Raw genomic sequence first — 25435 nt, 5'->3', positions numbered from 1 at the left:
GGCGCTTGTCCCTGCATGTAGGCGCGGGACGAAAAAGGGGCAAGCCCGCCGGACTTGCCCCTCATTTTTAAAGTCATCACGATCCGGCGACTGGCCCCTCAGGGCAGCTTGTCATAACCTTCACCGAAACCGGCAAGCTCGATCGGAATGCCGACACGGTCCTGGTCGGCGGATTCGCGCAGCGCAAAGACGGCAGCCTTGCCGGCGCGCAGGATCTTCATCAGTTCCTCGTCGATCTCCACTTCCACATAGCAGCCTTCGGAGAAGCAGCGGGTGAAATAGGCGCGACCGATATTGTTGCCGTCGACGAAGAGCTCCATGCCGTCCTTCAAGAGGACGCCAAGCGGGGCGAGGATGCGCAGGATGCGCGCCTTGCGGTCAGCGGTCTTCAAGACGACGACGGAGAGCCCGACTTCCGGACGATCCTCCGCAATGACGTTCTGCATCAGGGCGCATTGTTCTTCGGATGCGCCGGCCGGCTTGTCGCAGATGACAGACCACGCACCATGATTGGAACGGATCGAGCCCGGCTGTTGTTGCGGTTGCTGGCTTTGCGCAGGTGTGGCGAGCGCGGCCATCAGCACGGCGCTCGCGGTCAGGCTGGACCAGGCAAGTCTTGGCAGACCCATGAAAACCTCTGGAAAACGAATCAGTGCCGACATTCTTGTCGCCGGGGTGGGGAAATGGAAAGCCCAAAAGCCTTTTTTAAGGCTGACTGCGGCATAATTGGGACTGCGATTTCGTCGCGGATGGGCAATCGGATGCCCTTTCCGGTGTCGTTGGACGAAAGCCTGTGAATGCAGGGCTCATCTATTTGATGAAGCGCAAAAATGCCGCACCGGCTTTCGCGCGGGCGTATTGCGATTGCGGCCAATCTGTGATTTGAAACGGCGACACTAGCATGATTTTTGCGCTATGGTTTGATGTGGATCAAGCGCTTGTGGGAGACCAACCGTGATGAAGAGAACCTATGCAGCCCTGGCCGCTCTGGCCTGTCTGCTTTTCGCTTCTGTCAGCTTCGCCGATCAGCCGAAGCCCTGGCAGATGGGTATGCAGGAACCAGCCACCTCTATCATGGAGTTCAACAGCTGGTTTGAGCAATACACCCTCTGGTTCATCGTTCCGATCACCATTTTCGTGCTGCTGCTTCTGGTGGTCGTGGTCGTCAAGTTCCGCGAATCGGCGAACCCGGTTCCGTCGAAGACGAGCCACAACACGGCCATCGAGATCGCATGGACGGTGATCCCGGTCCTCATCCTCTTCGCGATTGCGATCCCGTCCTTCAATCTGCTGACCTATCAGCTGAAGATGCCGGAAAACCCTGACGTTACGATCAAGGCGACGGCGACCCAGTGGCTCTGGTCCTATGAGTATGAAGGTGAGCAGGTCGTCTCGTTCGACAGCTACATGCTGAAGGAAGGCGACCGCGCCGCTGCCGGCAAGGAAGATGTCGCCCGTTATCCGCGCCTGCTCGCCGTCGACAACGAAGTCGTCGTGCCCGTTGGCAAGACCGTTCGCCTTCTGGTCACCGCGGCTCCGACGGACGTGATCCACGCCTTCGCCATGCCGGCTTTCGGTATCAAGATCGATGCGATCCCGGGTCGTCTGAACGAAACCTGGTTCCGTGCCGACCGCGAAGGTCTGTACTACGGCCAGTGTTCCGAGCTCTGTGGTAAGGACCACGCCTACATGCCGATCGCGATCCGTGTGGTCTCCGATGCGCAGTATGCGACCTGGCTGCAGGCTGCGACCTCCGATCTGTCCGGCGCCAACCGCGCTCTGATGGCTGCTGTCGACGGCGCTCCCGCCGCCGTCCAGACCGCCGAAAACATCACGAACTGAGAGGAGTGAGGACAATGGCTGGCTCTGTTGCCCACGACGAACACGCCCACGGCGCGCATCACGACCATAAGCCGGGCTTCTTTGCCCGCTGGTTCCTGTCGACCAACCACAAGGACATTGGTACCCTCTACCTGATCTTCGCGATCATCGCGGGCATCATCGGTGCCGCCTTGTCGGTCGCCATGCGTATGGAGCTGCAGGACCCCGGCATCCAGATCTTCCACGGTCTGGCCTCCATGGTCTATGGCTTCGAAGGCGATTCCGCCATCGATGGCGGCAAGCACATGTACAACGTCTTCACGACGGCGCACGCGCTGATCATGATCTTCTTCATGGTCATGCCGGCGCTCATCGGCGGCTTTGCCAACTGGATGATCCCGATCATGATCGGCGCTCCTGATATGGCCTTCCCGCGCCTCAACAACATCTCCTTCTGGCTGATCGTTCCGGCCTTCCTGCTGCTCGTGCTCTCGATGTTCGTCGAAGGCCCGGCCGGTGGTTACGGTGTCGGCGGCGGCTGGACGCTCTATCCGCCGCTCGCGACCTCGGGCCAGCCCGGTCCGGCGGTTGACCTTGCGATCTTCGCGCTCCACGTGTCCGGCGCGTCCTCGATCCTCGGCGCGATCAACTTCATCACCACGATCCTGAACATGCGCGCTCCCGGCATGACGCTGCACAAGATGCCGCTTTTTGCTTGGGCCGTTCTGGTCACTGCCTTCCTGCTGCTGCTGTCGCTTCCGGTTCTCGCTGGCGGCATCACCATGCTTCTGACCGACCGTAACTTCGGCACCACCTTCTTCTCGCCTGAAGGCGGCGGTGACCCGGTTCTCTACCAGCACCTGTTCTGGTTCTTCGGCCACCCGGAAGTCTACATCCTCATCCTGCCCGGCTTCGGCATCGTCAGCCACATCGTGTCGACCTTCTCCAAGAAGCCGGTCTTCGGCTATCTCGGCATGGCCTATGCCATGGTCGGCATCGGCGCCGTCGGCTTCGTCGTCTGGGCGCACCACATGTACACGGTCGGCCTGTCGCTCCAGGCGCAGCGCTACTTCCTCTTCGCAACCATGGTCATCGCGGTGCCGACCGGCATCAAGATCTTCTCCTGGATCGCGACGATGTGGGGCGGTTCGCTCACCTTCAAGACCCCGATGGTCTGGGCAATCGGCTTCATCTTCCTGTTCACCGTCGGTGGCGTCACGGGCGTCCAGCTCGCCAATGCCGGCCTCGACCGTTCGCTGCATGACACCTACTACGTCGTGGCCCACTTCCACTACGTTCTGTCGCTCGGCGCCGTCTTCGCGATCTTCGCCGGCTGGTACTACTGGTTCCCGAAGATCACCGGCTACATGTACAACGAGTTCGTCGGCAAGCTGCACTTCTGGATCATGTTCATCGGCGTCAACCTGGTGTTCTTCCCGCAGCACTTCCTCGGCCTCGCTGGCATGCCGCGCCGCTACATCGACTATCCGGATGCCTATGCCGGCTGGAACTATGTCTCGTCGATCGGTTCCTACATCTCGGCTTTTGCAGTCTTCATCTTCCTCTATGGCGTCTTCGAAGCCTTCGCCAAGAAGCGCGTCGCAGGTGACAATCCCTGGGGTGAAGGTGCGACCACGCTGGAATGGCAGCTCTCTTCGCCGCCGCCGTATCACCAGTGGGAACAGCTCCCGAAGATCAAGTGATCAGGACTTGATCCTCACCTGATCCTCGGGCGCCGCGGTCGATTGCGATCGCGGCGCCCGAAAGACCAAACGGAAGACGGAAAGCAAGAGCATGACGGTCATCGACAATCGCGACGTTTTCGGCATGGATGGCGAAGTACGCCTGTCCGAAGCCGGCCCGCGCGATTTCTTCGCGCTCCTCAAGCCGCGTGTCATGTCGCTCGTCGTCTTCACGGCGCTGGCTGGCCTGGTTCTGGCGCCCGGTTCCATCAATCCGGTGATCGGCTTCATCGCCATCCTCTGCATTGCCGTGGGCGCAGGCGCATCGGGCGCACTCAACATGTGGTACGATGCCGACATCGACGCTGTCATGTCGCGCACGGCGACCCGCCCGGTTCCGGCTGGCCGCGTCACGCCGCATGAGGCGCTGGCCTTCGGTCTCGTCCTGTCGGTTTTCTCGGTCGTCATCCTCGGGCTTGCGGTCAACTGGTTCTCGGCCTTTCTGCTCGCCTTCACCATCTTCTTTTATGCTGTCGTCTATACGATGTGGCTGAAGCGCTCGACCCCGCAGAACATCGTCATCGGCGGTGCGGCCGGCGCTTTCCCGCCCATGGTCGGCTGGGCCTGCGTGACCGGCGGCGTGTCGCTCGACAGCTTCATTCTCTTCATGATCATCTTCCTCTGGACGCCGGCGCATTTCTGGGCGCTCGCCCTGTTCAAGATGAAGGACTACGGTGCGGTCGGCGTGCCGATGATGCCCAATGTCGCGGGCATCCCCTCGACCAAGCGCCAGATTGCAATCTATGCCGTTCTGACCGCAGTGACCGGCGTGCTGCCGACCTTCACCGGTCTGTCCTCGATTGGATACGGCATTGTCGCGGCCCTTCTTGGCGCGGTCTTCGTCCACTGTTCCATCGCCGTCTGGCGCATGGCCGACGGCGACGAAAAGATGGTGCCGGCCAAGAAGCTGTTCGCCTATTCGATCTTCTATCTCTTTGCGATCTTCTCGGCTCTGATGATCGACCTCTATGTCGCGCCGTTCGCGACACTCGGAGGCGCCGCCTGATGGAAACCGTGGAATTGAACGACAAGCAGAAGAAGTCGCGCCGGGGCCGCAACATTGCGCTTGGCGTGGTGCTCGCGGCGCTGGTGATCATCTTTTACGTGGTGACCATCATCAAGATTGGCAACGTGGGTTAACGAGGCATCAGACCGTGACTGTATCGAACGGCAATGACAAGGTTTCAGACCGCCGCAATCTCGGCGTAGCGACTGCCTGCGTCGTCTTCGTTGGCGCCATGGTCGGCATGGCCTATGCGGCAGTCCCGCTCTATCAACTCTTCTGTCAGGTAACCGGCTATGGCGGCACCACGCAGCGTGTCGAGCAGGTGTCCGACGTCGTCCTCGATCGCACAATCACGGTGACCTTCGACGCCAACGCCTCGCCAGGCTTGAACTGGGACTTCAAGGCTGTCGACAAGAAGGTGACGCCGAGGATCGGTGAAACCGTTCAGATCACCTACACCGCCACGAACAACTCGTCGAAGCCGGTTTCCGGGGAGGCGATCTTCAACGTCACCCCCGGCGAGGCCGGTGCCTACTTCAACAAGGTCCAGTGCTTCTGCTTCACCAAGACCACGTTGCAGCCGGGCGAGACACTCGAAATGCCCGTCGTCTTCTTTGTCGATCCCGCCATTGTCGAGGCGGAGGAGACAAAGGGCATCGGAACGATTACCCTGTCCTACACCTTCTATCCGCGCGATGATCAGGCGCCGGTGGCTGCCCTGGCGGTCGAAGAAGGCAAGGAACAGCCGAAACTGTGAGAGGGCTCCGGTTCGCCGGAACTCGTAATGAAATTGACATTCGGGGATTGCTGAAATGGCCGAAGCGCACCAGAAGAACCACGACTACCACATCATCGATCCGAGCCCCTGGCCGTTGCTGGCCTCGATCGGCGCTTTCATCCTGACCTTCGGCGGCGTCGGCTACATGCGCTACCTGAATGGCGGCTCGCTGAACCTGTTCGGCATCGACTTCGCCAATCCGTGGCTCTTCTATATCGGCCTTGCCATCGTGCTCTTCACGATGTTTGCCTGGTGGGCCGACACCATCAAGGAAGCCCACGAGGGTCATCATACCCGCGTCGTGTCGCTGCATCTGCGCTACGGCATGATCATGTTCATCGCGTCCGAAGTGATGTTCTTCGTCGCCTGGTTCTGGGCCTTCTTCGATGCCAGCCTCTTCGCCAACGAGGCGATCCAGGCAAGCCGCGTCGAGTTTACCGGTGGGCAGTGGCCGCCTGTTGGCATCGAGGTCGTCGATCCCTGGCACCTGCCGCTTTACAACACGGTCATCCTGCTGCTCTCGGGCACCTGTGTCACCTGGGCGCACCATGCCCTGCTGCACAACGACCGCAAGGGACTTGTCTCCGGCCTCGTGCTGACCGTCCTGCTCGGCGTCCTGTTCTCCTTTGTTCAGGCCTACGAATACGCAGTCTCGCCGTTCGATTTCAAGAATTCGATCTATGGCGCGACCTTCTTCATGGCGACCGGCTTCCACGGCTTCCACGTTCTGGTCGGCACGATCTTCCTGATCGTCTGCCTGTTCCGGGCGCTTGCCGGCCACTTCACCGCGCAGCAGCATTTCGGTTTTGAGGCTGCTGCCTGGTACTGGCACTTCGTTGACGTCGTCTGGCTCTTCCTCTTCTTCGCCATCTATATCTGGGGCGATTGGGGCGCACCGCTCGCCCATTGATGCACGGGGTTTCAAGTTGATTTCGACAAAGGCGGCTGCAACCCAGCCGCCTTTGTTTTGCCATCAGCGCCCGTCACGCCATGCAGTGTCGACCATCACGGAAGAGGCAGCCATGGCCAGCGCCGTTACCCGTATCCTCTGCCTGTCGTCCCTTCTTGCCGCCTCGCTTCTCTTGATCTGGCTTGGCCTCGTCATGCCATCCGCCGCAACGACCGGGATCGCCAGTCATATCGTTGTCGACAAATCTGACCGACGTCTTGACCTGATGCAGGGAGAAGCGGTGATGGCCACCTTTGCCATTGCGCTCGGTGGCGCGCCTGAGGGACACAAGGGCGAGGAGGGTGACCAGCGGACCCCGGAGGGGCACTACGTCATCGACTGGCGCAATGACAGGAGTGGCTATCACCTCTCCTTGCACATCTCTTATCCTGATGCCGCCGACATAGCTCGTGCCGAAGCCGAGGGGAAAGATCATGGTGGCATGATCATGATCCATGGCCAGAGGAACGCTCTCGGCTGGTTGGCGTTTTTGACGCAGCGTTTCGATTGGACGGATGGCTGTATCGCCGTTACCAATGCAGACATGGATATAATTTGGAATACCGTGCCTGATGGCACACCGATCGAGATCACACCATGACTGATGACAGCGCAAAATTCCCACCCACAGATCCGGTCAAGACCGCGCTTTCGGCCTCTTGTCCGCGTTGCGGAACCGGCGAGCTGTTCGACGGCCTGCTGAAGCCGAAGACCCGGTGCAATGCCTGTGGCCTCGATCTGTCCTGGATCGATGCCGGGGACGGTCCGGCGATCTTTGTCATCCTGCTGGCCGACCTGCTGGTCGTCGGTTTCGCGGTCTGGGTCGAACTGACCTATCAGCCCTCTGTCTGGCTTCACATCCTCGTCTTCGCGCCGCTTGGCGTGGCATTGACCCTTTGGCTGATGCGCTTCCTCAAGGCGCTTCTGATCGCGCTCCAGTACAGGCATAACGCCTCGCAAGGGGTGATCGACCGTGGCTGACACGCCGATGGCTGAGGCCGGCGAAACGAAACGCCGCACCTGGCGCTTCTGGCTTGCCCTGATCCTGCTGCCCGCCGCGCTGCTTATCCTGCTCTCGCTCGGCACCTGGCAGGTCAACCGGCTGCAGTGGAAGGAAGCCCTGCTGGCCGACATCCAGGAACGCAGCACCGGGCCGGCCGCAGATGTCGCCGAGGTCGAGCGTCTGTTGGCGGTCGGGCAATCGGTGGATTACCGCCATGCGACCGCCGTCGGGCGCTACATGCACCACAGGGAGCGGCATTTCCTCGCCACCTTCGAAGGACAGTCCGGCTTCTACCTCTACACCCCGCTCGAACTCGCCGATGGCCGCTACCTCTTCGTCAACCGGGGCTTCGTGCCATATGACCGCAAGGACCCGGCGACCCGCCCGCAGGGCCTGATCGAAGGCGAGCAGACGGTAACGGGGCTTGCCCGTGCGGAACTGACGGAGAAGCCGTCATCGCTGGTGCCCGACAATGACGAGAAGGCCAACATTTTCTACTGGAAGGACCTGTCCCGGATGACTGCCTCCGTTGGGCTGCCGGCCGACCGCGTGCTGCCCTTCTTCCTCGATGCCGATGCAACGCCGGTCACCGGTGGATTGCCCAAGGGCGGCGTGACCGCGATCGACCTGCCCAACAACCATCTGCAATATGCGATCACCTGGTACGGCCTCGCCTTTGCGCTTGTAGCTGTCACAATTGCGGGTCTGGTCAGGCGCAGAACGGAATAGTCCTCTTCCGCCTTTTCCGCTAAACACGCTGGACGAGCGGTCGGAATCGGTGACCGCGATGGGGAACTGCATGTCATACGTCGCTTCGACTCTGGTCGCGCTCGTCGCACTTGAGCACATCTACATCCTCGTCCTAGAGATGTTTCTCTGGACGACGCCAACCGGTCGCCGCGCTTTCGGGATGAAGCCGGAACAGGCCGAAGCGACGAAGGTCATGGCCGCCAACCAGGGCCTCTACAATGGCTTCCTCGCTGCCGGGCTCATCTGGGGCCTGCTGCACCCCGATGTCGCTTTCGGCACTCAAATTCAGTTGTTTTTCCTTGGCTGTGTGCTGGTCGCCGGCCTATATGGGGGAGCAACGGCCTCGCGGAAGATCTTCGTCATCCAGGCGCTTCCCGCAGCCATCGCCATTATCGCTGTCCTGATTGCCGGTTGACCCGATGAACATGCCCATGAACCGTCCCCCTCTGACAATCAGGCTTTGCGGCCCGCGCGGCTTCTGCGCCGGTGTCGACCGCGCGATCCAGATCGTCGTGCTGGCGCTGAAGCGCTATGGGGCCCCGGTTTATGTGCGCCACGAGATCGTCCACAACAGGTATGTCGTGGAAGGCTTGGAGGCCAAGGGCGCAATCTTCGTTGAGGAACTCGACGAAATCCCCGCCGAGCATCGCCAGCAACCGGTCGTCTTCTCCGCCCATGGCGTGCCGAAGTCCGTGCCGGAAGATGCGGCAAGCCGCAATCTCTTCTATCTCGATGCCACCTGTCCACTGGTCTCCAAGGTCCACAAGCAGGCCATGCGCCATGAGCGTCTAGGTCGCCATGTCATCCTGATCGGCCATGCCGGGCACCCGGAAGTGATCGGCACAATGGGGCAACTGCCGGAAGGCACGGTGTCGCTGGTCGAGACGGTCGAAGATGCCGATGCCTATCAGCCTGCCGATCCCGACAATCTCGGCTATGTCACCCAAACGACGCTCTCGGTCGACGACACCGCCGGTGTCATCGCCAGGCTCATGCAGCGTTTCCCCAACCTGACGGCGCCGTCTGCGGACAGTATCTGCTATGCCACCACCAACCGCCAGGAAGCGGTGAAGCAGGCGGCCCCCGGCTGCGATCTCTTCATCGTCGTCGGCGCGCCGAATTCCTCCAACTCCAAGCGCCTCGTCGAAGTCGCCCTAAGGGCAGGGGCGACCCGTTCGCTGCTCGTCCAGCGTGCCTCCGAGATCGACTGGGCGGACATCGGCGTGATCGGCACCCTCGGCATCTCCGCTGGCGCCTCGGCGCCTGAGGTCATCGTCGACGAAATCATCGACGCCTTCCGCGAGCGCTTCGAGGCAAAGGTGGAACTCGCGATCACGACCGAGGAAAACGAGCACTTCCTCGTCAATCGCGAGCTGCGCGATGTGGAGCTGACGCGCGAGGACATGGCCTGGGTGAATGGGTGAGGGTCTGAAGCTCTTGCTTTGACCTTTAAGGGAGTCGCATGGATCAGATCGGAAGATGGTTCAGCCTGTTCCTTGCCGCCGTTATGGTATCTGGCTTTATGGTCGCCTGGATTGCGGGCTTGCTGCTGTTTCTGAAGCTGAGCCGCAAGACCATCCCTTTTGAAATTTCTGGAGAGACCCCCGGAGAGGCGAATTCTCGGCTGAAGCGTGAGGGTGACGAAATCTGGAAGTACAGCCCCTATCTGCGTCGGACGCTGTCACGGGTGCATGGATATGTCTGCTATCCCTGATCTCGATCGGTCTTCACGCTGCCTTCTTCAAATAGTTCAGACAAAGAACGCGAAAGCGCATTCACTCGTTAGCCTGAGCTAGGTCGACAAACGCGGCAGCCAGTTTGAAGAACCTGCCTCAATTTGCTAATACTTATTCAGTGTGTATAATTGAGCAATGAGAAGCGCTGATGTCATTGCAGCATTGAGGGCAGACGGCTGGTTCGTGGTTTCCACCAAGGGCAGCCATGTGCAGTTCAGGCATGCTCTGAAGGCGGGGCGGGTGACAGTCCCGCACCCGAAGCGGGACCTCCCGATCGGCACGCTCAAGAATATCGAAAAACAGGCGGCTTTGAAGCTAAGGTGAACCTATGCGCAGCTATATCGGTTTGATCCACAAGGATCCGGACAGTGACTATGGTGTATCCTTTCCGGATTTTCCTGGCGTCGTGACGGCTGGCACCGATCTGGACGATGCCCGCCGTATGGCGGAAGAGGCGCTCGCTTTCCATGTTGAGGGCATGGTGGAGGACGGTGAAGCCATCCCGGAGCCTTCCTCGCTTGACCAGGTCATGGCCGACGCCGCCAATCTGGACGCAGTTGCGGTGCTCATTCCGCTGAAAAGCCAGGCGCGAAAATCGGTCAGGCTTAACATCACCCTGCCGGAAGAAGTCTTGCGCGAAATTGATGCCTATGCCGAGGCGCATGGCCTTACACGCTCGGGTTTCCTCGCTCAGGCCGCAAAACGGCAGATGAGCGAAGATGATAATCCTGGCAATGTGAAAGGCTATGCGCTTTCTGCGTAGATCGGCCTGCCGGTGGCGCCCCATTTCCTGTGCCCCATGTCGTTCCAGGGCTGGCACTGTCCGTCACGCCGTTATAGGACTTTGAACCTCATCGAAGCGGCACGGAACTTACGCTGTGGCAGTCTACACCGACATCAACGAAATCGACCTCAAGGCATTTCTCGCGCAATATGATGCCGGAGAGCTGCTCTCCTACAAGGGCATTGCGGAGGGCGTGGAGAATTCCAACTTCCTGCTGCACACCTCGAATGCGCCGCTGATCCTGACGCTCTACGAGAAGCGGGTCGAAAAATCCGACCTGCCCTTCTTTCTCGGCCTTATGCATCACCTCTCGGAGCGCGGTCTGAACTGCCCGCTGCCCTTGCCGCGCAAGGATGGCGAATTGCTGGGCGAACTCTCCGGCCGCCCGGCAGCGCTGATCTCCTTCCTCGAAGGCATGTGGCTGCGAAAGCCCGAGGCCCAGCACTGCCGCGAAGTCGGCGCCGCGCTTGCCAGGATGCATATCGCGGGCGAGGGCTTTGAGCTCACCCGACCGAATGCGCTGTCGCTTGAAGGATGGCAGATGCTCTGGGCGAAGTCCGAAGCGCGCGCCGACGAAGTGGAAGAGGGCCTGGAAGCCGAGATCGGCGCCGAGCTCGATGTCCTCGCCACCCACTGGCCGAAGGACCTGCCGGCGGGCGTCATCCATGCGGATCTCTTCCCGGACAATGTCTTCTTCCTCGGCGATAGCCTGTCGGGCCTCATCGACTTCTACTTCGCCTGCAATGATATCCTGGTCTACGACCTCTCGATCTGCCTGAATTCCTGGTGCTTCGAAAAGGATGGTGCCTACAACATCACCAAGGGCAAGGCGATGATCGAGGGCTATCAGTCGGTGCGCCCGCTCTCGGCCGCCGAGATCGAGGCCTTGCCGATCCTGTGCCGTGGTTCTGCCCTGCGCTTCTTCATCACCCGCCTCTATGACTGGCTGACGACGCCGGCGGGAGCCTTGGTGGTCAAGAAGGACCCGCTCGAATATCTGAAGAAGCTGCGCTTCCACCGCGCCGTCACCAATGCCTCCGAATACGGATTGATCGCATGAAGCATGTCGAGATCTACACAGACGGCGCCTGTTCCGGCAATCCCGGCCCCGGCGGCTGGGGTGCTGTGCTGCGCTACGGCGAAACCGAGAAGGAGCTCTCGGGCGGCGAGGCGGACACGACGAACAACCGCATGGAACTGCTCGCCACCATCACGGCGCTCAACGCGCTGAAAGACGCCTGCGAGGTCGATCTCTACACCGACAGCAAATATGTGATGGACGGCATCTCCAAGTGGATCTTCGGCTGGAAGAAGAACGGCTGGAAGACCGCCGACAAGAAGCCGGTGAAGAATGGCGAACTCTGGCAGGCGCTGGATCTCGCCAACCAGCGCCACAAGGTCAAATGGCACTGGGTCAAGGGCCATGCCGGCCACCCGGAAAACGAACGCGCCGACGAGCTCGCCCGCAAGGGCATGGAGCCGTTCAAGAAGACGGGTGGCTTTCCGAAGTCGCTGATGGTGAAGTGACGTATCAGGGACCGCACTGATCCCTGTATTTGCAGGGGTGCAATCGTCCTGCCCCGCGCGTTACCATAACCTGTCGCGGCGGGCGAAGTCGGCATCGCCTGTCGCAAAACAGATGGATGTCTGTGTGGTGGGGCGGGATGGCGATCAGGTCAATTCGGTATGTCAACAACGCCGCCAAGAAGGCGGTTCAGAAACTGCCGCAAGCCATCGCCATCGACTTTCTCAACGATCTGAACTTTGTCGCCGCAGGTAAAGATCCGCGCTCACCGTTCAAGCATTTGCCTGAACTTGGTTCCGGAGTGATCGAGTTGATCGAAAACGGCTCACCCGCTTACAGACTTGTCTATTGCGCAAAATTTGCCGACACCGTGTTTATCCTTCACGCGTTCACCAAAACCACGAACGGCGTGGACAGGAAAGCGATGACGACGGTGAGGGAGCGCTACAAGGAGATGATGGCGATCCTTCGTGAAGAACAAAAGTCTGACCGCAGGACATCCTGATCGACGATCAACGGCGTCAAGCTGCCGCCGCCTCGACCACGCAGACGACGTTGCGATCCCGATCGACGGAAGGACGCAAGCGATAGCCGAGTTTCGCCAGGTAGCCGATCAGCCGGTCCGAGGAGAAGAGGCTGATCTTGCCGCGCAACAGCTCGCTCACACGCGGTTGAGGTATATCCAGCGCTGCGGCCGCTTCACCCTGGTTCCATCCCTTGTGCTCAATGATGTCGATCAACGTCATCAGAAGGTCTGAACGGAACTGGAGATCGGCGGCAAGCGCTTGGTCTTCCGTGATCGACTCGAAGATGTTGCGGTAGGCGAGGGTCTGCGACATATGCCCCACTCAGTTTTATACAGATTTCAGTATAATCTGGGCGCCTTAACTTGAAATGTCAACATGATCCACGCTGCGGGATCTCCCGGCGATCCGGCAAGGCTCCCGCCCCTTGCCCTTTCGTCCTTTCCCCCTATGCTCCCTTCAAAACAAAAACCGACGGGAGACATCCATGATCCAGCATTGCGTGTTCCTGCGCTTCAAGGCTGCTGTTCAGGAGGCCGAGAAGCAGGCGATCTATGCGGCGATTGCCGCCCTGAAAGACGTCGTGCCCGGCATGCTGGAGGTGAAGGCGGGGGCAAATGTGTCGCCGGAGGGGCTGACAGGCGGTTATAACGACGGCTTCATCGTCACCTTCGAAGATGAACTGGTCCGCGATTACTACCTGAAGCATCCCAAACATGTCGAGGTCGGCGAGCGCATCGTCAGCGCCACCGATGGCGGTCTCGCCGGCATCCTGGTCTTCGACCTCGCCCATTGAACGCGAAAAGCCCTCCCGGCAAGGGGAGGGCTGCGATTGCATCGCGAAGCGGTGCCGCCTCAGCTCGACTTCGCCATGGCTGCCGAAAGCTGGTCGATATTGTAGCGGAACATCTGTTCATAGGTCGGCGCCGGCCCGTCCTTTTCCGAGAGCGATTCGACATAGAGTTCGCCGCCGGATTCCGCACCCGTGGCCTTGGCGATCTGCTGCACCAGCCGCGGATCATTGGAGTTTTCGAGGAAATAGCTCTTCACATGCTCGGTCTTGATCTGCTCGATCAGCTTCGCAATGTCGGCTGCTGACGCTTCCGTTTCCGTCGAAAGTCCAAGCGGCGAGAGGAAGGTCACGCCATAATCGCGGCCGAGATAGCCGAAGGCATCATGGCTGGTCAGGATCTTGCGATTGGCTTCCGGAATGGCCGCGAATTTGTCATTGGCATAGGCATTCATCGCGTCGAGCTTGGCCTTGTAGGCCGTCGCATTAGCCTTGAAGGCTGCGGCATCCTCCGGGTCGGCCTTGGCAAGCGCGGCCTCGATATTGTCGACCCAGACCTTCACATTGACAGGGCTGTTCCACACATGCGGATCAGTCACGGTCTTGCCGTCCTCATCCATGCTGCGAAGCGTGATGCCTTCGGAAACCACCACCGGCTTGCCTTCATAGCCGGATGCCGAGATCAGCCGTTCCATCCAGCCTTCGAGGCCCTCGCCACTGATGAAGGTAAGCTTGGCGGCCTTCAGCGCCTTGGCGTCGGCAGGCGACGGTTCGAATTCATGCGGGTCGCCATTCGGTCCAACCAGGCTGCTGACGGCAACATGCTCGCCACCCACCTGGGCCACGACATCGGCGAGCACGGTGAACGAGGCGACCACCTTGATCGGCTCGCCGGCCAGCGCCGTGGAACCGTAAAGCGCTGTGATCAGGGGAAGGGCGGCGAGGAGGGTGAGTTTGCGGATCATGAGGCACTCCTTTTGTGTTGCCTGGGAGATGTCGGGCTGTGGTCAGCCCTTGAGATGCGGAAGAGGGAAGAAGCGGCGGGCGATCCCCATCGGCGCGATGACAATCGACAGGCCGTAGATCAGCGCCGCCGTCAGGATGATGCTCGGCCCCGAGGCAGTTTCGAGATGGAAGGACATGACCAGCCCGATATAGCTGGAGATGATCGCCGTCAGCGCCGAGACCGCCATCATGCCGGGCAGGCTGCGCGCCCAGAGTTGCGCGATCGCCGCCGGCAGCATCATCAGCCCGACCGCCATCAGCGTGCCGAGCGCCTGGAAACTGGCGACAAGGTTGATGACGACAAGCACCAGGAAGGCAAAATGGGTGAGTGCGCCCCAGCCGCCGACGGCGCGCAGGAAGCCCGGATCGAGGCATTCCAGCACAAGCGGCCGATAGATCAGCGCAAGCGCCAGCATCGACACCGTGCTGATCGCCCCGATCAGGGTCAATGCCGGCGCGTCAATGGCCAGAATCGTGCCGAACAGCACATGCAGGAGATCGATATTGGAGCCGCGCAGCGACACGATCAGCACGCCAAGCGCCAGCGATGTGAGATAGAAGCTGGCAAAGCTCGCATCCTCCTGCAGCACGGTCGAGCGGCTGACGAGACCGGACAGCACGGCGACCGAAAGACCGGCGACAAGCCCGCCGATGCCCATGGCCGTCAGCGACAGCGAGCCGGCCACGAGATAGCCGATCGCCGCCCCCGGCAACACCGCATGGCTCATCGCATCGCCCATCAGGCTCATCCGACGCAGAAGCAGGAAGACGCCGATCGGTCCGGCGCTGAAGCCAAGGCAGACGGCGGCCATCAGGGCCCGTCGCATGAAGCCGTAATCGGCAAAGGGCGCAATCAACAGGTCGAAGGCGGTCATGCTGCACGCCGCCCCGGGTGGCCATCGGGTCGGCAGACATCGGCATCCTCGTCGAAACGCTCGGCCATGGTCCGCATCGAGAGCAGATTGGCCGGCGTCAGCACCTCCTCCGTCGGTCCCCAGCCGATCAGCTCGCGGGCGATCAGCAGCGTCTGCGGAAAATGCTGTCGCACCTGGTCAAGGTCATGCAGGACCGCGATCACGGTACGCCCGGCCCCATGCCACTGGGCGACGAGATCGATCAGGTCGCGGGTGGTGCGCGCATCGATCGCGGTAAACGGCTCGTCGAGCAGGATCACGCGGGCATCCTGCAGCAGCAGTCGGGCAAACAGCACCCGCTGGAACTGTCCGGCAGACAGCGAACCGATCGCACGCCTTTCGAACCCCTCGAGGCCGACGGTGGCAAGCGCCTCGCCGGCCTTCATCCGCTCCGCCTTGCCAATGCTGCCAAAGGCGCCAACCCGTCGCCAGGCGCCGAGCACCACGGTATCGAGCACCGTGATCGGGAAGCGCCGATTGATCTCGGCAGCCTGCGGCAGATAGCCGAAATCGTGCCGGGTCAAGCGGTGATGGATCGCCCCTTCAGCCGGCCGGATCTCGCCCATCAGGGCTTTCAGCAGCGTCGATTTGCCCGCTCCGTTCGGCCCGGCAATCGCCGTCAGGCTGCCCTCCTGGAGATGGCCGGAGAGGTGATGCACCGCCGGATGCCGGTCATAGGCCAGCGTCAGGTTGTCGATCCGGATGAGAGCCTCGCTCATGGCAGCGAGACCGCCCACTGGATGCCGCCCCAGATCAGAACAATCAGCAGGGCTGCAAAGCAAAGGCGGGCAAGGGCCGAGCGCGCCAGCAGGCTCGGGAGGAGGGCGTCGTCATTCATGCGGGATCCGGATTGTATGTAATAACATTACATTTATTGGGCGCCCGGTTTGTGGCGAAATCAAGGTCATGAAACAGTGTTTCTGACGTGTGCAAAGGCGCAGTTCCGGGCATGTCTCCGGCCTGTCACCTGCCGCTGCTAGCGTCGCGCAAACGCCAAGGAGACCAGGATCATGCGCGCCTTTCCGATATTGCTCACAGCCTTGCTATTGATTGCCCCTCTTCAGGCAAAAGCACAGGACCCTCTGGAACTGACCGTCATGAGCTTCAACATCTGGGGCGGCGGCGGAAATGCGGCAAAGCCGGTCGACGAAACCGTCGCCGTGATCAAGGCTGTCAATCCTGACATCATCGGCATCCAGGAAACCCGGCTTGAGCCCGCCCCTTGCACGGCGGAATCCTGTGCCGCCGTCGGAGACAGCAAGGCAAAGGCCATCGCCGAAAAGCTCGGTTATTTCTACTATGACCAGAGCCAGCAGAATGCGGCGCTGTGGGCCAATGCCATTCTCAGCCGCTATCCGATCGGCTAGCCGACGCCCAATGATCTCGGCGTCGAGATCGATGTGAAGGGCCGCAAGGTCTATGCGTTTAACCTGCACCTGACCGACTTCCCCTATCAGCCCTACCAGCTGCTCAACATCGAATATGGCACGGCGCCCTTCCTGAAGACGGCAGCGGAGGCGCAAGCGGCAGCGAAAGCGGCCCGCGGTCCGGCGCTTGACCTCTTCTTCTCCGATCTGAAACAGGCCGATGGCGCAGACGCCGCCTTCGTCTTCGGTGATTTCAACGAACCCTCGCATCTCGACTGGACGGAAGCCGCCGCCAAGGCCGGTCGTCATCCGCTCGCAGTCAGCTATCCCTCGGCCCAGCGCATCGAGGTTGAAGGCGGCTTCACCGATCTCTTCCGCGCAGCCTTCCCCGACCCGGTCGCCAAGCCCGGTTTCACCTGGACCCCGACCTCGGAACCGACAGTCAAGGACGATCACCACGACCGTATCGACTATACGCTCGGTCGCGGAAAGAACCTCAAGGTCGTGAAGGCCGGCATTGTCGGCGAAAAGGCCCCCGAGGCCGACGTGGTCGTCACCCCATGGCCGTCTGACCACCGGGCATCAATGGCGGTGGTGCAGTTTTGAGGCGTTGATCGGTGAGGGGGCTGTCGGCCCGGGAGGCCGGGATACCCCCTCTGCCTTGCCAGGCATCGCCGCTCCACGGGCAGGGGAAACGCATGGGAAAGAAGAGATCCTACCCACATGGGCCAGCCTTTAACTGACATGTGGAATACGTTCTGTCGCAAATCTCCTTCACGAAACTCCGACTTTTTGCGAGTGGGATTTGCGACAGAGGTTCCCCTGAATAGTCGGCGGGTTCGTTTTTCGCATGAATCAGGATATTGCGACAATCGTTCGCTTTGCGCCAATAGCGGTCGTTGTGGCCGCCGCAAAACTTCCTATTCTGCGACGTCGCAAAAGTCAGGAAGACAAGTATCGCTTTAATTGGGACTTTTGCGACAATGCCGGGCGGTGCCCCGGAGATTCGAGGATATGTTCAGTCTGCCGGACCAGCAAACAGTATGAGATTTCCGTCCGGATCCAGAACAATGAAATTTCGAGTCCCCCATGGCTCTTTCTTGAGCGTCTGGTGAAAATCCACTCCGGCGGCTTGGAAATCCAGAAAGAGTCGCTTGATCTCGCTTGCAGTATCGACCGTAATTGAGGCGGAGAGCAGATGTTCGCGTTGTCGTATATCGCCAACAAAAACAGGCTCGCAGACCAGCCGCAGCGCGAGCTGCGCTTTGTCACGTATAACCTGCCCGTAGAACGGTGGGTCCCCATAAACGAAGTCGATTGCAAAGCCGAGTTTGTCCGCGAAAAAGCCACACGACGCTTTGATGTCGGAGACGAACAGTTGCGCGGAGGTCGAACTTAGAACGGGGCGGGGGGCGGTCTGTTTGCTTTGAGTGGTCATGCCATGAGCTCCTGACTTGAGCGCCTGCCATCCCTCGAATCCCAATTGGCGTGCGACGAGTTCTTGCGCGTCCATTAGCTTGAAGCTGGATTCCAGTATCTGCGTATCGTCGAGGTGCTGAAATCGTGGCAAAGCAGCCCGGATATGGGCCGCGACCGGATAATACCGCTCACGATGCCACCGCAAATACTGCTTGGCTTGCTTCTTAAGGTTTTCGAGGTTCCGCACAGGCGCTACCTTTGAAGTTCGCAGGCGGGCATTGCCCAGTCGGCCCAAAGCCGGTGCACCCTACGTAGCGCGCGATTTCAAGATGCAAAATTCGCGTGAGATCGTCAAGAACACGCTTAGTGCTCTCCTGCGACTAATAGTGCGAAACAGAACTTAGGATTTTCGCTACTATTTCGCCGAGAGCGGGATGACTGCTTCGGGCCGAGAGCAGACTTTCACTTCACCGTTTGTCGCAAAAATCCCAAGTAAAGCGACAGTTCTGCGCCCAACTTTCCATGTCGCAAAACCAAGGTTTTGCCTCAGGTGAGCGGGGAATGCTTCAAGACGATGTCTCCCGCAATAGAAGCCGGTCCAAACACCATGCCACAAGCGTATCCGGCACCCGCATCTGCTGGGATTCCCCATTTCTGTGAGGGACTGGCCCACAAGGGCGATGGCTTAATCCAGCCGTGCCGTCGCGTTTTGGAAATGGGCGGTCTGCGGCAGATCCTCCCCCCTTGAGAGGGGAGATGTCCGCCCCCAAGGGAAGCTCAGCAGGATAGAGGGGGCGAACGCGCCCTCCACCCTGCCGTTAATCGACATGCGTCAGATCAAAGCTGCTCGATCATCGTTGCAGCCGAGGACACGGTTGCCTGGCCGGGGTTTTCCTCGATGTTGAGGCTCTTCACCACGCCGTTCTCGACCAGCATGGAATAGCGCTTCGAGCGCACGCCAAGGCCGCCGCCCGAGAGGTCGATGTCGAGACCGATGGCCTTGGTGAAGCCCGCATCCCAGTCGGCCAGGAAGTGGATCTTGCCCATGCCGCCCGAATGCTGCGCCCAGGCGCCCATCACATGCCAGTCATTGACCGAGACAACGGCGATGTCGTCGACCCCGCGCGCCATCAGCGCATCACGGTTTTCCAGATAGCCCGGCAGATGGTTCAGCGTGCAGGTCGGCGTGAAAGCGCCGGGAACCGCGAAGACGACGACCTTCTTGCCGGCAAACAGCTGTTCCGTGGTGATCTCCACCGGGCCATCAGCGGTCTTTTCCTTGAAGGTGGCCTGGGGCAGCTTTTCGCCAATCGCTATGGTCATGAACTCGTCCTCGCTTGCGTTGGGCCGACCGGAACCCTCCGGACGGCGTTCGACGCGAATATAGAAGCGGGTCAGTCAAAGGCAAGCGTGGTTTCCATGGCGCGCTCGCCGCTGATCACGAGGATGCCCCATTGTTTTCCGGCGATCTTGTACTTCTTCGGCAGCTTGCCGATCGGCATGGTCAGCATGGTCTCCCCATCGGGCCCTTGCGACGCGGTCGCCTTGACGAAGACATGTCCGCTGGGGCCGCTGACAAAGGCCGTGGGCGTGGCGGCGCCCTCGGGCAGCTTGAGCGACACGATCAGCTGCTTGGTCTCCGTCCGCAGGCTGTGGCCGAGGACCTGAAAGTCCGCTGAAGGACCGGACGGCACCTTGGCCTTCGCCGCAGCGATCAACGCCGTCTCCACTGGGCTGGATGTGCCCACCGGATCAGCCGGCACGGTCAGATCTGCCTGGAACGGAATGCAGATATTCTGGCACACCCCGATAAAGGCGTTCAACGTTACGTTCAGGTCGTCCGAAGCATCCTTCAGCGTGATCGGCAGCGTGACGGGATGGTCATAGCCGACATCGGTCATGTCACCGCTCATCAGCACCTTCGGCACGGGAAACTCGACCCGCTCGACACTGTAGGGCGCACCTGCAAGAGGGGCGATGGCCGGCGGTATGCCGACGTCCCCCGGTTCCTTCCAGTAGGTGATCCAGCCGGGCCTGGGTTCGATCACCAGCGCCCCCTGCCGCAGGCCATCGGCGCCCTCCGGCAGCAGGATCAGCCGCATCCGTCCGCCTTCGTTCACAGCCCAGTCGCTGCTGGCAGCCTGTGCTGCAAGCGCGGGGAGCAGGGTTGAAACGACGAGCAGGGTGGCGAACGTCAGGCGGCGACGGAGACGGCCGCCTTGCGACAGGTTCGAACAAGACATGTCTGCTTTTATCTTATGGCTCATGCATCCGGCTCTAGAAGATCGCCGCCACCTTGGCCAGTCACGCTTCGTTCACGCTCATCATTTTGGGTTGATCAGAACCCGCTTCTGCCCCATCTTTATGGGGAGACTACATCTGAACCACGCAGGAAGCCGATTGCCGACGAGGCAGACCGAGGAGGCGGGCATGGCATTGTCGTCGAAAACCAGTCTGAGAGAACGCGGATTTCTGGATGGCCATCTGCTGATCGCCATGCCGGGCATGGCGGACGGTAATTTCGCCCGTGCAGTCGTCTATATCTGTGCCCATTCCGATGCCGGCGCCATGGGCTTCATCATCAACCGTGCCCAATCCGTCACCTTCGCCGACCTGCTCCTGCATCTGGAGCTGATCGACCGCAACGATGCGATCATGCTGCCGGACCACGCTCGCCATTTCCCCATTCAGTGCGGCGGACCGGTCGAGCAGAACCGCGGCTTCGTGCTGCATTCCGATGACTATCTCTCGGATAGCTCCATCCCCGTCAGCGATGACATCTCGCTGACCGCAACCCTCGACATCGTGCGGGCCATTTCCGATGGCCGTGGTCCCCGCCACGCCACCATGCTGCTCGGTTATGCCGGCTGGGGCCCGGGCCAGCTGGAAGAAGAAATCGCCCAGAACGGCTGGCTGCATTGTGCGGCCACCGAAAGCCTGATCTTCGACCGCAGCCTCGACAACAAGTATGACAGGGCATTGGCACTGATGGGCATCAATCCCGCGATGCTGTCGATGGAGGCGGGGCACGCTTGAGGGGGTAAATCCAGCGGTTGCGTTTTTTCCGCTTGCAAGCTGAGTGGGCGCAGTCATTGTGATGGTGGCGGGCCACCGGGTCCGGCGCAATCGAGACCCACCCCATGCCCTCATCCGACATCCTCATTGCCTTCTTCATCACCACCGCCGTCTTTGCCTTCATTCCCGGCCCCGCCATGCTCTATGTCGCGGCCCGCACGCTGGCTGCGGATCGCCGCGCGGGCCTGATGGCAACGCTTGGCATTCATGTAGGATGTTATGTGCATGTGGCGGCGGCCGCCGCAGGCCTGTCGATCCTCTTTCACCTCGTGCCCACGCTCTATCTGGCCGTGAAGCTCGCAGGTGCTGCCTATCTGATCTATCTCGGCTTCCGCATGTTCCGTGCCACCCGCTTGGCGGGTGGCGCAGGCGCAGCCCTGCTGCCGCAGAAATCCGCCGGCCGCGCCTTTGTTGAAAGCATGTTCGTCGAGGTGCTTAATCCGAAGACGGCGATCTTCTTCTTGGCCTTCCTGCCGCAGTTCATCGATCAGGCGGCAGCCTTCCCAGTCTGGCTGCAATTCGTCATCCTCGGCACGCTGGTCAGTGTGATGTTCACGATTGCCGACATTGCCTGCGTCATGGCGGCTGGCGTCATCACGACCCGTCTGTCACGGGTCTCGTCTCTGCAACGCAATCTGCAAAGGGCAGGGGGCGCAATCCTTGTCGGGCTTGGCCTTCACGTCGCCTTCCAGCGCACGTGAACCCTCACGCCCGCTTCATCAGCGGAAAGCGTTCCTTCAGCAACCGGAGCACCGACTCGGCCCCCAGCGGCGGGCCGAACAGATAGCTCTGGCCGAAGTCGCAGCCCATCATCGCAAGGTCGGCAGCGTCCTGGTCGGTCTGGATGCCCTCGGCCACCACCTGCATGTCGAGTCCGCGCGCCATCGAGACGACGGAGCGCAACAGCACGGATTTCTTGTCCGACTGGTCGCAGACCAACGCCTTGTCGAGCTTGATCGTGTCGAAGGGGAAGCGGGTGAGATAGGCAAGCGAGGAATAGCCGGTGCCGAAATCGTCGAGCGCCAGGCTGATGCCGGTGTCCTTCAGCTTTTCCAGCATCAGGCGCGCCTGTTCCGGGTTCTCCATCACGACGCTTTCGGTCAGTTCCAGCTTGATCCGCTTCGGATCGCACTGCGTCTTCACCAGGAGCGCGCGGATGTCGTTGTAGATCTCGCTGGAGATCAGCTGGGCCGAGGACAGGTTGACCGAGACGAAGATCGGCAGTTCGCCCGTCTGGCGTTCCCAGTCCATCAGGTCGCCCGATGCGCGCTCCAGCGCGAACATGCCGAGCGGCTCGATCAGATCAGACATTTCCGCGATCGGGATGAATTCCGTCGGTGAAATATTGCCGCGCTTCGGATGATCCCAGCGCATCAGTGCCTCGAACCCGGCGATTTCGCCATTCGCAAGCTTGACGATCGGCTGATAGGCCATCGACAGTTCCTTGCGCTCGATGGCGCGGCGCAGATCCGTCTCCAGCTGCAGCCGGTCGGTGCTGACGGTGCGGAAGGCCGGACGGAACGGCTCGACGCGGTTACCGCCTGAACGTTTCGCCCGGAACATCGCAAGCTCGGCATCGGCGAGCAGGCTTGCCGCACTCTCCTGCTGGTCAACCCAGGAGACAAGACCGATGGAGGCCGTCAGGCTGATCTCGCGATTGGCGAAGTTGAGCGGCACCATGATCGCCTTGGACACCGCATCGGCAAAGTCGGCGATCTTGCCGGGGTCCTTTTCCGACACCAGGATCAGGCCGAATTCGTCACCCGACAGGCGCGCCAGCGTATCCTGCGGCTTCAGCAACCGACGCAGGCGCCGCGTGATCGCAATCAGGATATTGTCACCGGCGGCGATGCCGAGTGCGTCGTTCACCTGCTTGTAGCGGTCGATGTCGATCGCCAGCACCGTCGGGCGCACGCTGTCGGATGTCGATGCAAGTGACAGGATCGCCTGTAGCCGATCGAGGAAGACCTCACGGTTCGGCAGGCCTGTCAGGTTGTCGTGCATGGCATCGACCAGGAGACGGTCGATCGAGTTCTTCTGCTCGGTGACGTCGATGATCGTGCCGACGCAGCGGATGACTTCGCCGTTCGATCCCAAGACCGGCCGGGCGCGGATCTTCAGCCAGTGGAAATGCCCGTCTTCGGCGCGGATGCGGAATTCGTGGGAAAGCCGTCCCTTGCGATGTTCGAGCAGCACGTCGAGCGTGGCACGAAAACGGTCGCGATCATCGGGATGCAGGCGCGGCAGCCAGTTGCGTGCCGGTCCATGCATGGTGCCGGGCGACAGGCCGAGCCGCAGCGAAACGTCGGGGCTCGTCACCACGCGGTCGCGGGCTACGTCCCAGTCCCAGACGGTGTCTCCGGAACCGGTCAGCGCCAGCGACTGGCGCTCGAGGTCGGAGAACAGGCCCTGCTGATAGGCGCCGCCGGCAAAGGCGTGCTGCATGACCGTAAAGCCGATCAGGAGAACGATCAGCACCAGACCGCCGCCGAGTGCCGGCTGGATGATGTCGTTGTCGAGCTGGCCGGTGACGGTCAGCCAGCCGGCGAAGAGCCAGACCAGGATCAGCGCCCAGGTCGGCACGAGCAGCACGGCGCGATCATAGCGGTTGAGGCCGAGATAGATGATGAGCCCGATGCCCACCACGCCCGTAAGCGCGAAGGAGACGCGGGCAATCCCGGCCGCGATCGACGGATCGAAGATCGCCACGCCGAAAAGCACGGTCAGTCCCAGCATCCAGGCAAGCGTTGCATAACCCAGATGCACGTGCCAGCGATTGAGGTTGAGATAGGTGAAGAGGAAGATGACGAGTGAGGACGCGAGCGCCACCTCGGCCCCGGCCCGCCATATTCGCACATCCGAGGAGGTGAGCGAGATCAGCTTTTCGAGGAAACCGAAGTCGACGCAGATATAGGCGAGCACTGCCCATGCGAGCGCCGCTGCCGCCGGCAGCATGGACGTGCCTTTGACCACAAAAAGGATGGTCAGGAACACCGCCAGCAGGCCGGCAATGCCAAGCACGATGCCGCGATAAAGCGTAAAGGCGTTGACCGTGTCCTTGTAGGCATCCGGTTCCCAGAGATAGATTTGCGGCAATTCCGGCGTCGCGAGTTCCGCCACGAAGGTGATCACAGTGCCGGGGTTCAGCGTAATGCGGAACACGTCGGCATCAGGGCTTGCCACGCGGTCAAGTGCGAAGCCTTCCGATGGCGTGATGGCGAGGATGCGTTGCGAGCCGAGATCCGGCCAGAACATGCGCGAACCCGACAGGCGGAAATGCGGTGCGACGATCACGCGCTCCAGCTGCTCTTCTGAAACATTGGCGAGCGCAAAGACCGCCCAGTCACCCTGATGACCTTCGGTCGACGAGCGCACCTCGATGCGTCGGCGAATGCCATCAGCACCTGCCGCAGTCGAAACCTGGAAGGCTTCACCCTGATTCGTATAGATTTCGGTCGTCGCGGTCAGGTCGAGTGCATTGTCGTCACGCGAGATCTTTACCGGCTCGGCGGCCAGGGCCGCCGCGGCGCCGAGGCCGACAAGCAGCGAAAGGCACGCAGCGAGGCACCAGGCGGCCAGGCGAGGCAAGGCGCGCGAAAGAGTTTCGGTTCCGCTCATGGAGACGTCTTGCCGTTCCGCGCCCTGGGGCCGCCGATCCGGGAATACAGCAGGTGATCCCGCCATTCCCCGTTGATTTTCAGATAGTCGCGCAAAAGACCTTCCCGCTCAAATCCCGTTTTTTCGAGTAGCCTCAGGCTGTTGACGTTGTCCGGAATACAGGCTGCTTCGATACGGTGCAACTCGAGTGGCCCGAAGATATAGGGAATAGCCAGTTGAAGTGCGGCAAACATGTGGCCGTGTCGAGCATGCCGCTCACCCATCCAGTAGCCGATCATGCAGCTTTGCGCAGCACCTCGGCGGATCAGGCCGATGGTGAGCCCGCCCAGAAGGGTGCTTTCATCCCGGTCGAACAGCAAGAAAGGCACCGCCATTCCGGAGTGAAATTCCTGTTCATTGCGCAGCACGCGCTGGCGGTAAGCCCGCTCGGTGAGTTCGTCGGTCCGCCAGCTCGGTTCCCAGGGCTGCAGGAAAGCCCGGCTTTCCCGGCGCAACTGGTGCCATTGCTCGAAGTCGCGAAAGCGCGGCAGGCGCAGCAGATGGTGCTCGCTCGTCAGCTCCGGTAGATCCGGCTGCCGTGACAGAAACCGAAAGACCGAGCGCGTCATCGTCAATCCCCGAGCGGTGTC

Annotated in this window: 33 protein-coding genes; 22 read left to right on the top strand and 11 right to left on the bottom strand. The window is 60.9% G+C overall.

The genetic code is table 11. The features are described 5' to 3' along the window. Nucleotides 1-98: 98 nt before the first annotated feature. Nucleotides 99-629: an invasion associated locus B family protein gene (locus J2045_RS19655; protein WP_166601157.1), complete on the bottom strand. Its 531-nt coding sequence runs from the start codon at nt 627-629 to the stop codon at nt 99-101. Nucleotides 630-957: 328 nt separating this feature from the next. Here J2045_RS19655 and coxB point away from each other — a divergent pair, with 328 nt between their 5' ends. The 17 genes from coxB (at nt 958) to J2045_RS19570 (ending at nt 12599) form a co-directional block, all read left to right on the top strand. Further along, nucleotides 958-1842, top strand: a complete 885-nt coding sequence (gene coxB, locus J2045_RS19650) for a cytochrome c oxidase subunit II (RefSeq protein ID WP_307376255.1) — start codon at nt 958-960, stop codon at nt 1840-1842. A gap of 14 nt (nt 1843-1856) precedes the next feature. After that, a complete protein-coding gene (gene ctaD, locus J2045_RS19645) occupies nt 1857-3524 on the top strand; it encodes a cytochrome c oxidase subunit I (RefSeq protein ID WP_307376109.1) in 1668 nt (555 codons plus the stop codon). 91 nt (nt 3525-3615) lie between these two features. Next, on the top strand, nt 3616-4569 hold the full coding sequence (locus J2045_RS19640; protein WP_307376106.1) for a heme o synthase: 954 nt from the start codon (nt 3616-3618) through the stop codon (nt 4567-4569). Continuing rightward, entirely contained in the window at nt 4569-4703 is a 135-nt protein-coding gene (locus tag J2045_RS19635; RefSeq protein ID WP_281409138.1) for a cytochrome c oxidase system small membrane protein, read from the top strand. Before J2045_RS19640 ends, J2045_RS19635 begins: the two co-directional genes overlap by 1 nt. Nucleotides 4704-4717: 14 nt before the next feature. Further along, nucleotides 4718-5326: a cytochrome c oxidase assembly protein gene (locus tag J2045_RS19630; RefSeq protein ID WP_307376103.1), complete on the top strand. Its 609-nt coding sequence runs from the start codon at nt 4718-4720 to the stop codon at nt 5324-5326. 55 nt (nt 5327-5381) lie between these two features. Further along, the gene (locus tag J2045_RS19625) at nt 5382-6257 is read left to right on the top strand and encodes a cytochrome c oxidase subunit 3 (RefSeq protein WP_307376100.1); all 876 of its coding nucleotides are present in this window, start codon (nt 5382-5384) and stop codon (nt 6255-6257) included. Nucleotides 6258-6369: 112 nt separating this feature from the next. Next, nucleotides 6370-6897, top strand: a complete 528-nt coding sequence (locus J2045_RS19620; RefSeq protein WP_307376097.1) for a L,D-transpeptidase family protein — start codon at nt 6370-6372, stop codon at nt 6895-6897. Then, nucleotides 6894-7277, top strand: a complete 384-nt coding sequence (locus tag J2045_RS19615; RefSeq protein WP_307376095.1) for a DUF983 domain-containing protein — start codon at nt 6894-6896, stop codon at nt 7275-7277. Before J2045_RS19620 ends, J2045_RS19615 begins: the two co-directional genes overlap by 4 nt. 7 nt (nt 7278-7284) lie before the next feature. Further along, nucleotides 7285-8028 carry an SURF1 family protein gene (locus tag J2045_RS19610; protein WP_307376254.1) on the top strand — a complete coding sequence of 248 codons (744 nt, stop codon included), beginning with the start codon at nt 7285-7287 and terminating at the stop codon, nt 8026-8028. Between the two features lie 70 nt (nt 8029-8098). After that, nucleotides 8099-8464, top strand: a complete 366-nt coding sequence (locus J2045_RS19605; RefSeq protein WP_307376093.1) for a DUF1304 domain-containing protein — start codon at nt 8099-8101, stop codon at nt 8462-8464. Between the two features lie 10 nt (nt 8465-8474). After that, complete coding sequence (ispH, locus tag J2045_RS19600) at nt 8475-9473, top strand: 4-hydroxy-3-methylbut-2-enyl diphosphate reductase (RefSeq protein WP_370873178.1); 999 nt, start codon at nt 8475-8477, stop codon at nt 9471-9473. A 38-nt stretch (nt 9474-9511) separates the two neighbouring features. Further along, nucleotides 9512-9763 carry a hypothetical protein gene (locus tag J2045_RS19595; RefSeq protein WP_307376088.1) on the top strand — a complete coding sequence of 84 codons (252 nt, stop codon included), beginning with the start codon at nt 9512-9514 and terminating at the stop codon, nt 9761-9763. Between the two features lie 157 nt (nt 9764-9920). Further along, nucleotides 9921-10109: a type II toxin-antitoxin system HicA family toxin gene (locus J2045_RS19590; protein WP_307376086.1), complete on the top strand. Its 189-nt coding sequence runs from the start codon at nt 9921-9923 to the stop codon at nt 10107-10109. Nucleotides 10110-10113: 4 nt separating this feature from the next. Continuing rightward, nucleotides 10114-10548: a type II toxin-antitoxin system HicB family antitoxin gene (locus J2045_RS19585; protein ID WP_307376084.1), complete on the top strand. Its 435-nt coding sequence runs from the start codon at nt 10114-10116 to the stop codon at nt 10546-10548. 115 nt (nt 10549-10663) lie between these two features. Beyond that, complete coding sequence (locus J2045_RS19580) at nt 10664-11629, top strand: homoserine kinase (protein ID WP_307376082.1); 966 nt, start codon at nt 10664-10666, stop codon at nt 11627-11629. Next, nucleotides 11626-12096: a ribonuclease HI gene (rnhA, locus tag J2045_RS19575; protein ID WP_307376079.1), complete on the top strand. Its 471-nt coding sequence runs from the start codon at nt 11626-11628 to the stop codon at nt 12094-12096. The genes J2045_RS19580 and rnhA overlap by 4 nt, the downstream gene beginning before the upstream one ends. Nucleotides 12097-12233: 137 nt before the next feature. Continuing rightward, nucleotides 12234-12599, top strand: coding sequence for a type II toxin-antitoxin system RelE/ParE family toxin (locus J2045_RS19570; protein WP_307376077.1), 366 nt, complete (start codon nt 12234-12236; stop codon nt 12597-12599). Between the two features lie 16 nt (nt 12600-12615). Here the strand turns inward: J2045_RS19570 and J2045_RS19565 are convergent, their stop codons facing one another. Further along, entirely contained in the window at nt 12616-12933 is a 318-nt protein-coding gene (locus tag J2045_RS19565) for a helix-turn-helix domain-containing protein (protein WP_307376075.1), read from the bottom strand. A 172-nt stretch (nt 12934-13105) separates the two neighbouring features. Here J2045_RS19565 and J2045_RS19560 point away from each other — a divergent pair, with 172 nt between their 5' ends. Next, complete coding sequence (locus J2045_RS19560) at nt 13106-13414, top strand: Dabb family protein (RefSeq protein WP_307376073.1); 309 nt, start codon at nt 13106-13108, stop codon at nt 13412-13414. Nucleotides 13415-13473: 59 nt separating this feature from the next. On the opposite strand, the gene J2045_RS19555 is transcribed toward J2045_RS19560, so the two are convergent. Genes J2045_RS19555 through J2045_RS19540 form a run of 4 tightly spaced genes read right to left on the bottom strand, consistent with a single transcriptional unit; the run spans nt 13474 to nt 16165 of the window. Further along, complete coding sequence (locus J2045_RS19555) at nt 13474-14373, bottom strand: metal ABC transporter solute-binding protein, Zn/Mn family (RefSeq protein ID WP_307376071.1); 900 nt, start codon at nt 14371-14373, stop codon at nt 13474-13476. Between the two features lie 42 nt (nt 14374-14415). Next, nucleotides 14416-15288 (bottom strand): metal ABC transporter permease, encoded by an 873-nt coding sequence (locus J2045_RS19550; protein WP_307376069.1) that lies wholly within the window; start codon nt 15286-15288, stop codon nt 14416-14418. Beyond that, nucleotides 15285-16046, bottom strand: a complete 762-nt coding sequence (locus J2045_RS19545; protein ID WP_307376066.1) for a metal ABC transporter ATP-binding protein — start codon at nt 16044-16046, stop codon at nt 15285-15287. The genes J2045_RS19550 and J2045_RS19545 overlap by 4 nt, the downstream gene beginning before the upstream one ends. Further along, a complete protein-coding gene (locus tag J2045_RS19540) occupies nt 16043-16165 on the bottom strand; it encodes a hypothetical protein (RefSeq protein ID WP_307376063.1) in 123 nt (40 codons plus the stop codon). The genes J2045_RS19545 and J2045_RS19540 overlap by 4 nt, the downstream gene beginning before the upstream one ends. Before the next feature lie 172 nt (nt 16166-16337). On the opposite strand from J2045_RS19540, the gene J2045_RS19535 reads away from it, so the two are divergent. Together J2045_RS19535 and J2045_RS19530 are read left to right on the top strand one after the other, a co-directional pair. Next, on the top strand, nt 16338-16694 hold the full coding sequence (locus tag J2045_RS19535) for an endonuclease/exonuclease/phosphatase family protein (RefSeq protein WP_307376061.1): 357 nt from the start codon (nt 16338-16340) through the stop codon (nt 16692-16694). A 33-nt stretch (nt 16695-16727) separates the two neighbouring features. Beyond that, nucleotides 16728-17300, top strand: a complete 573-nt coding sequence (locus J2045_RS19530; protein WP_307376059.1) for an endonuclease/exonuclease/phosphatase family protein — start codon at nt 16728-16730, stop codon at nt 17298-17300. Between the two features lie 412 nt (nt 17301-17712). Here J2045_RS19530 and J2045_RS19525 read toward each other — a convergent pair whose 3' ends face one another. From J2045_RS19525 to J2045_RS19515, 3 genes are all read right to left on the bottom strand, one after another. Beyond that, on the bottom strand, nt 17713-18360 hold the full coding sequence (locus J2045_RS19525) for a VOC family protein (protein ID WP_307376056.1): 648 nt from the start codon (nt 18358-18360) through the stop codon (nt 17713-17715). Nucleotides 18361-18950: 590 nt separating this feature from the next. Then, complete coding sequence (locus J2045_RS19520) at nt 18951-19436, bottom strand: peroxiredoxin (protein WP_166601078.1); 486 nt, start codon at nt 19434-19436, stop codon at nt 18951-18953. A 71-nt stretch (nt 19437-19507) separates the two neighbouring features. Beyond that, a complete protein-coding gene (locus J2045_RS19515) occupies nt 19508-20356 on the bottom strand; it encodes a protein-disulfide reductase DsbD domain-containing protein (protein WP_307376055.1) in 849 nt (282 codons plus the stop codon). A 187-nt stretch (nt 20357-20543) separates the two neighbouring features. Here J2045_RS19515 and J2045_RS19510 point away from each other — a divergent pair, with 187 nt between their 5' ends. Together J2045_RS19510 and J2045_RS19505 are read left to right on the top strand one after the other, a co-directional pair. Beyond that, nucleotides 20544-21149: a YqgE/AlgH family protein gene (locus J2045_RS19510; protein WP_307376053.1), complete on the top strand. Its 606-nt coding sequence runs from the start codon at nt 20544-20546 to the stop codon at nt 21147-21149. 104 nt (nt 21150-21253) lie between these two features. Continuing rightward, nucleotides 21254-21889 carry a LysE family translocator gene (locus J2045_RS19505; RefSeq protein WP_307376050.1) on the top strand — a complete coding sequence of 212 codons (636 nt, stop codon included), beginning with the start codon at nt 21254-21256 and terminating at the stop codon, nt 21887-21889. A gap of 4 nt (nt 21890-21893) precedes the next feature. Here the strand turns inward: J2045_RS19505 and J2045_RS19500 are convergent, their stop codons facing one another. Then, nucleotides 21894-24806, bottom strand: coding sequence for an EAL domain-containing protein (locus J2045_RS19500; protein ID WP_307376047.1), 2913 nt, complete (start codon nt 24804-24806; stop codon nt 21894-21896). Beyond that, a complete protein-coding gene (locus J2045_RS19495; protein ID WP_166601071.1) occupies nt 24803-25414 on the bottom strand; it encodes a GNAT family N-acetyltransferase in 612 nt (203 codons plus the stop codon). The genes J2045_RS19500 and J2045_RS19495 overlap by 4 nt, the downstream gene beginning before the upstream one ends. Nucleotides 25415-25435: the final 21 nt, after the last annotated feature.

The organism is Peteryoungia aggregata LMG 23059 (genome assembly GCF_030814435.1).
In the GTDB taxonomy this organism is placed as follows: domain Bacteria; phylum Pseudomonadota; class Alphaproteobacteria; order Rhizobiales; family Rhizobiaceae; genus Allorhizobium; species Allorhizobium aggregatum.
The sequence above is the reverse complement of the archived record's forward strand: the minus strand, read 5'-3'. Positions and strand labels throughout refer to the sequence as shown.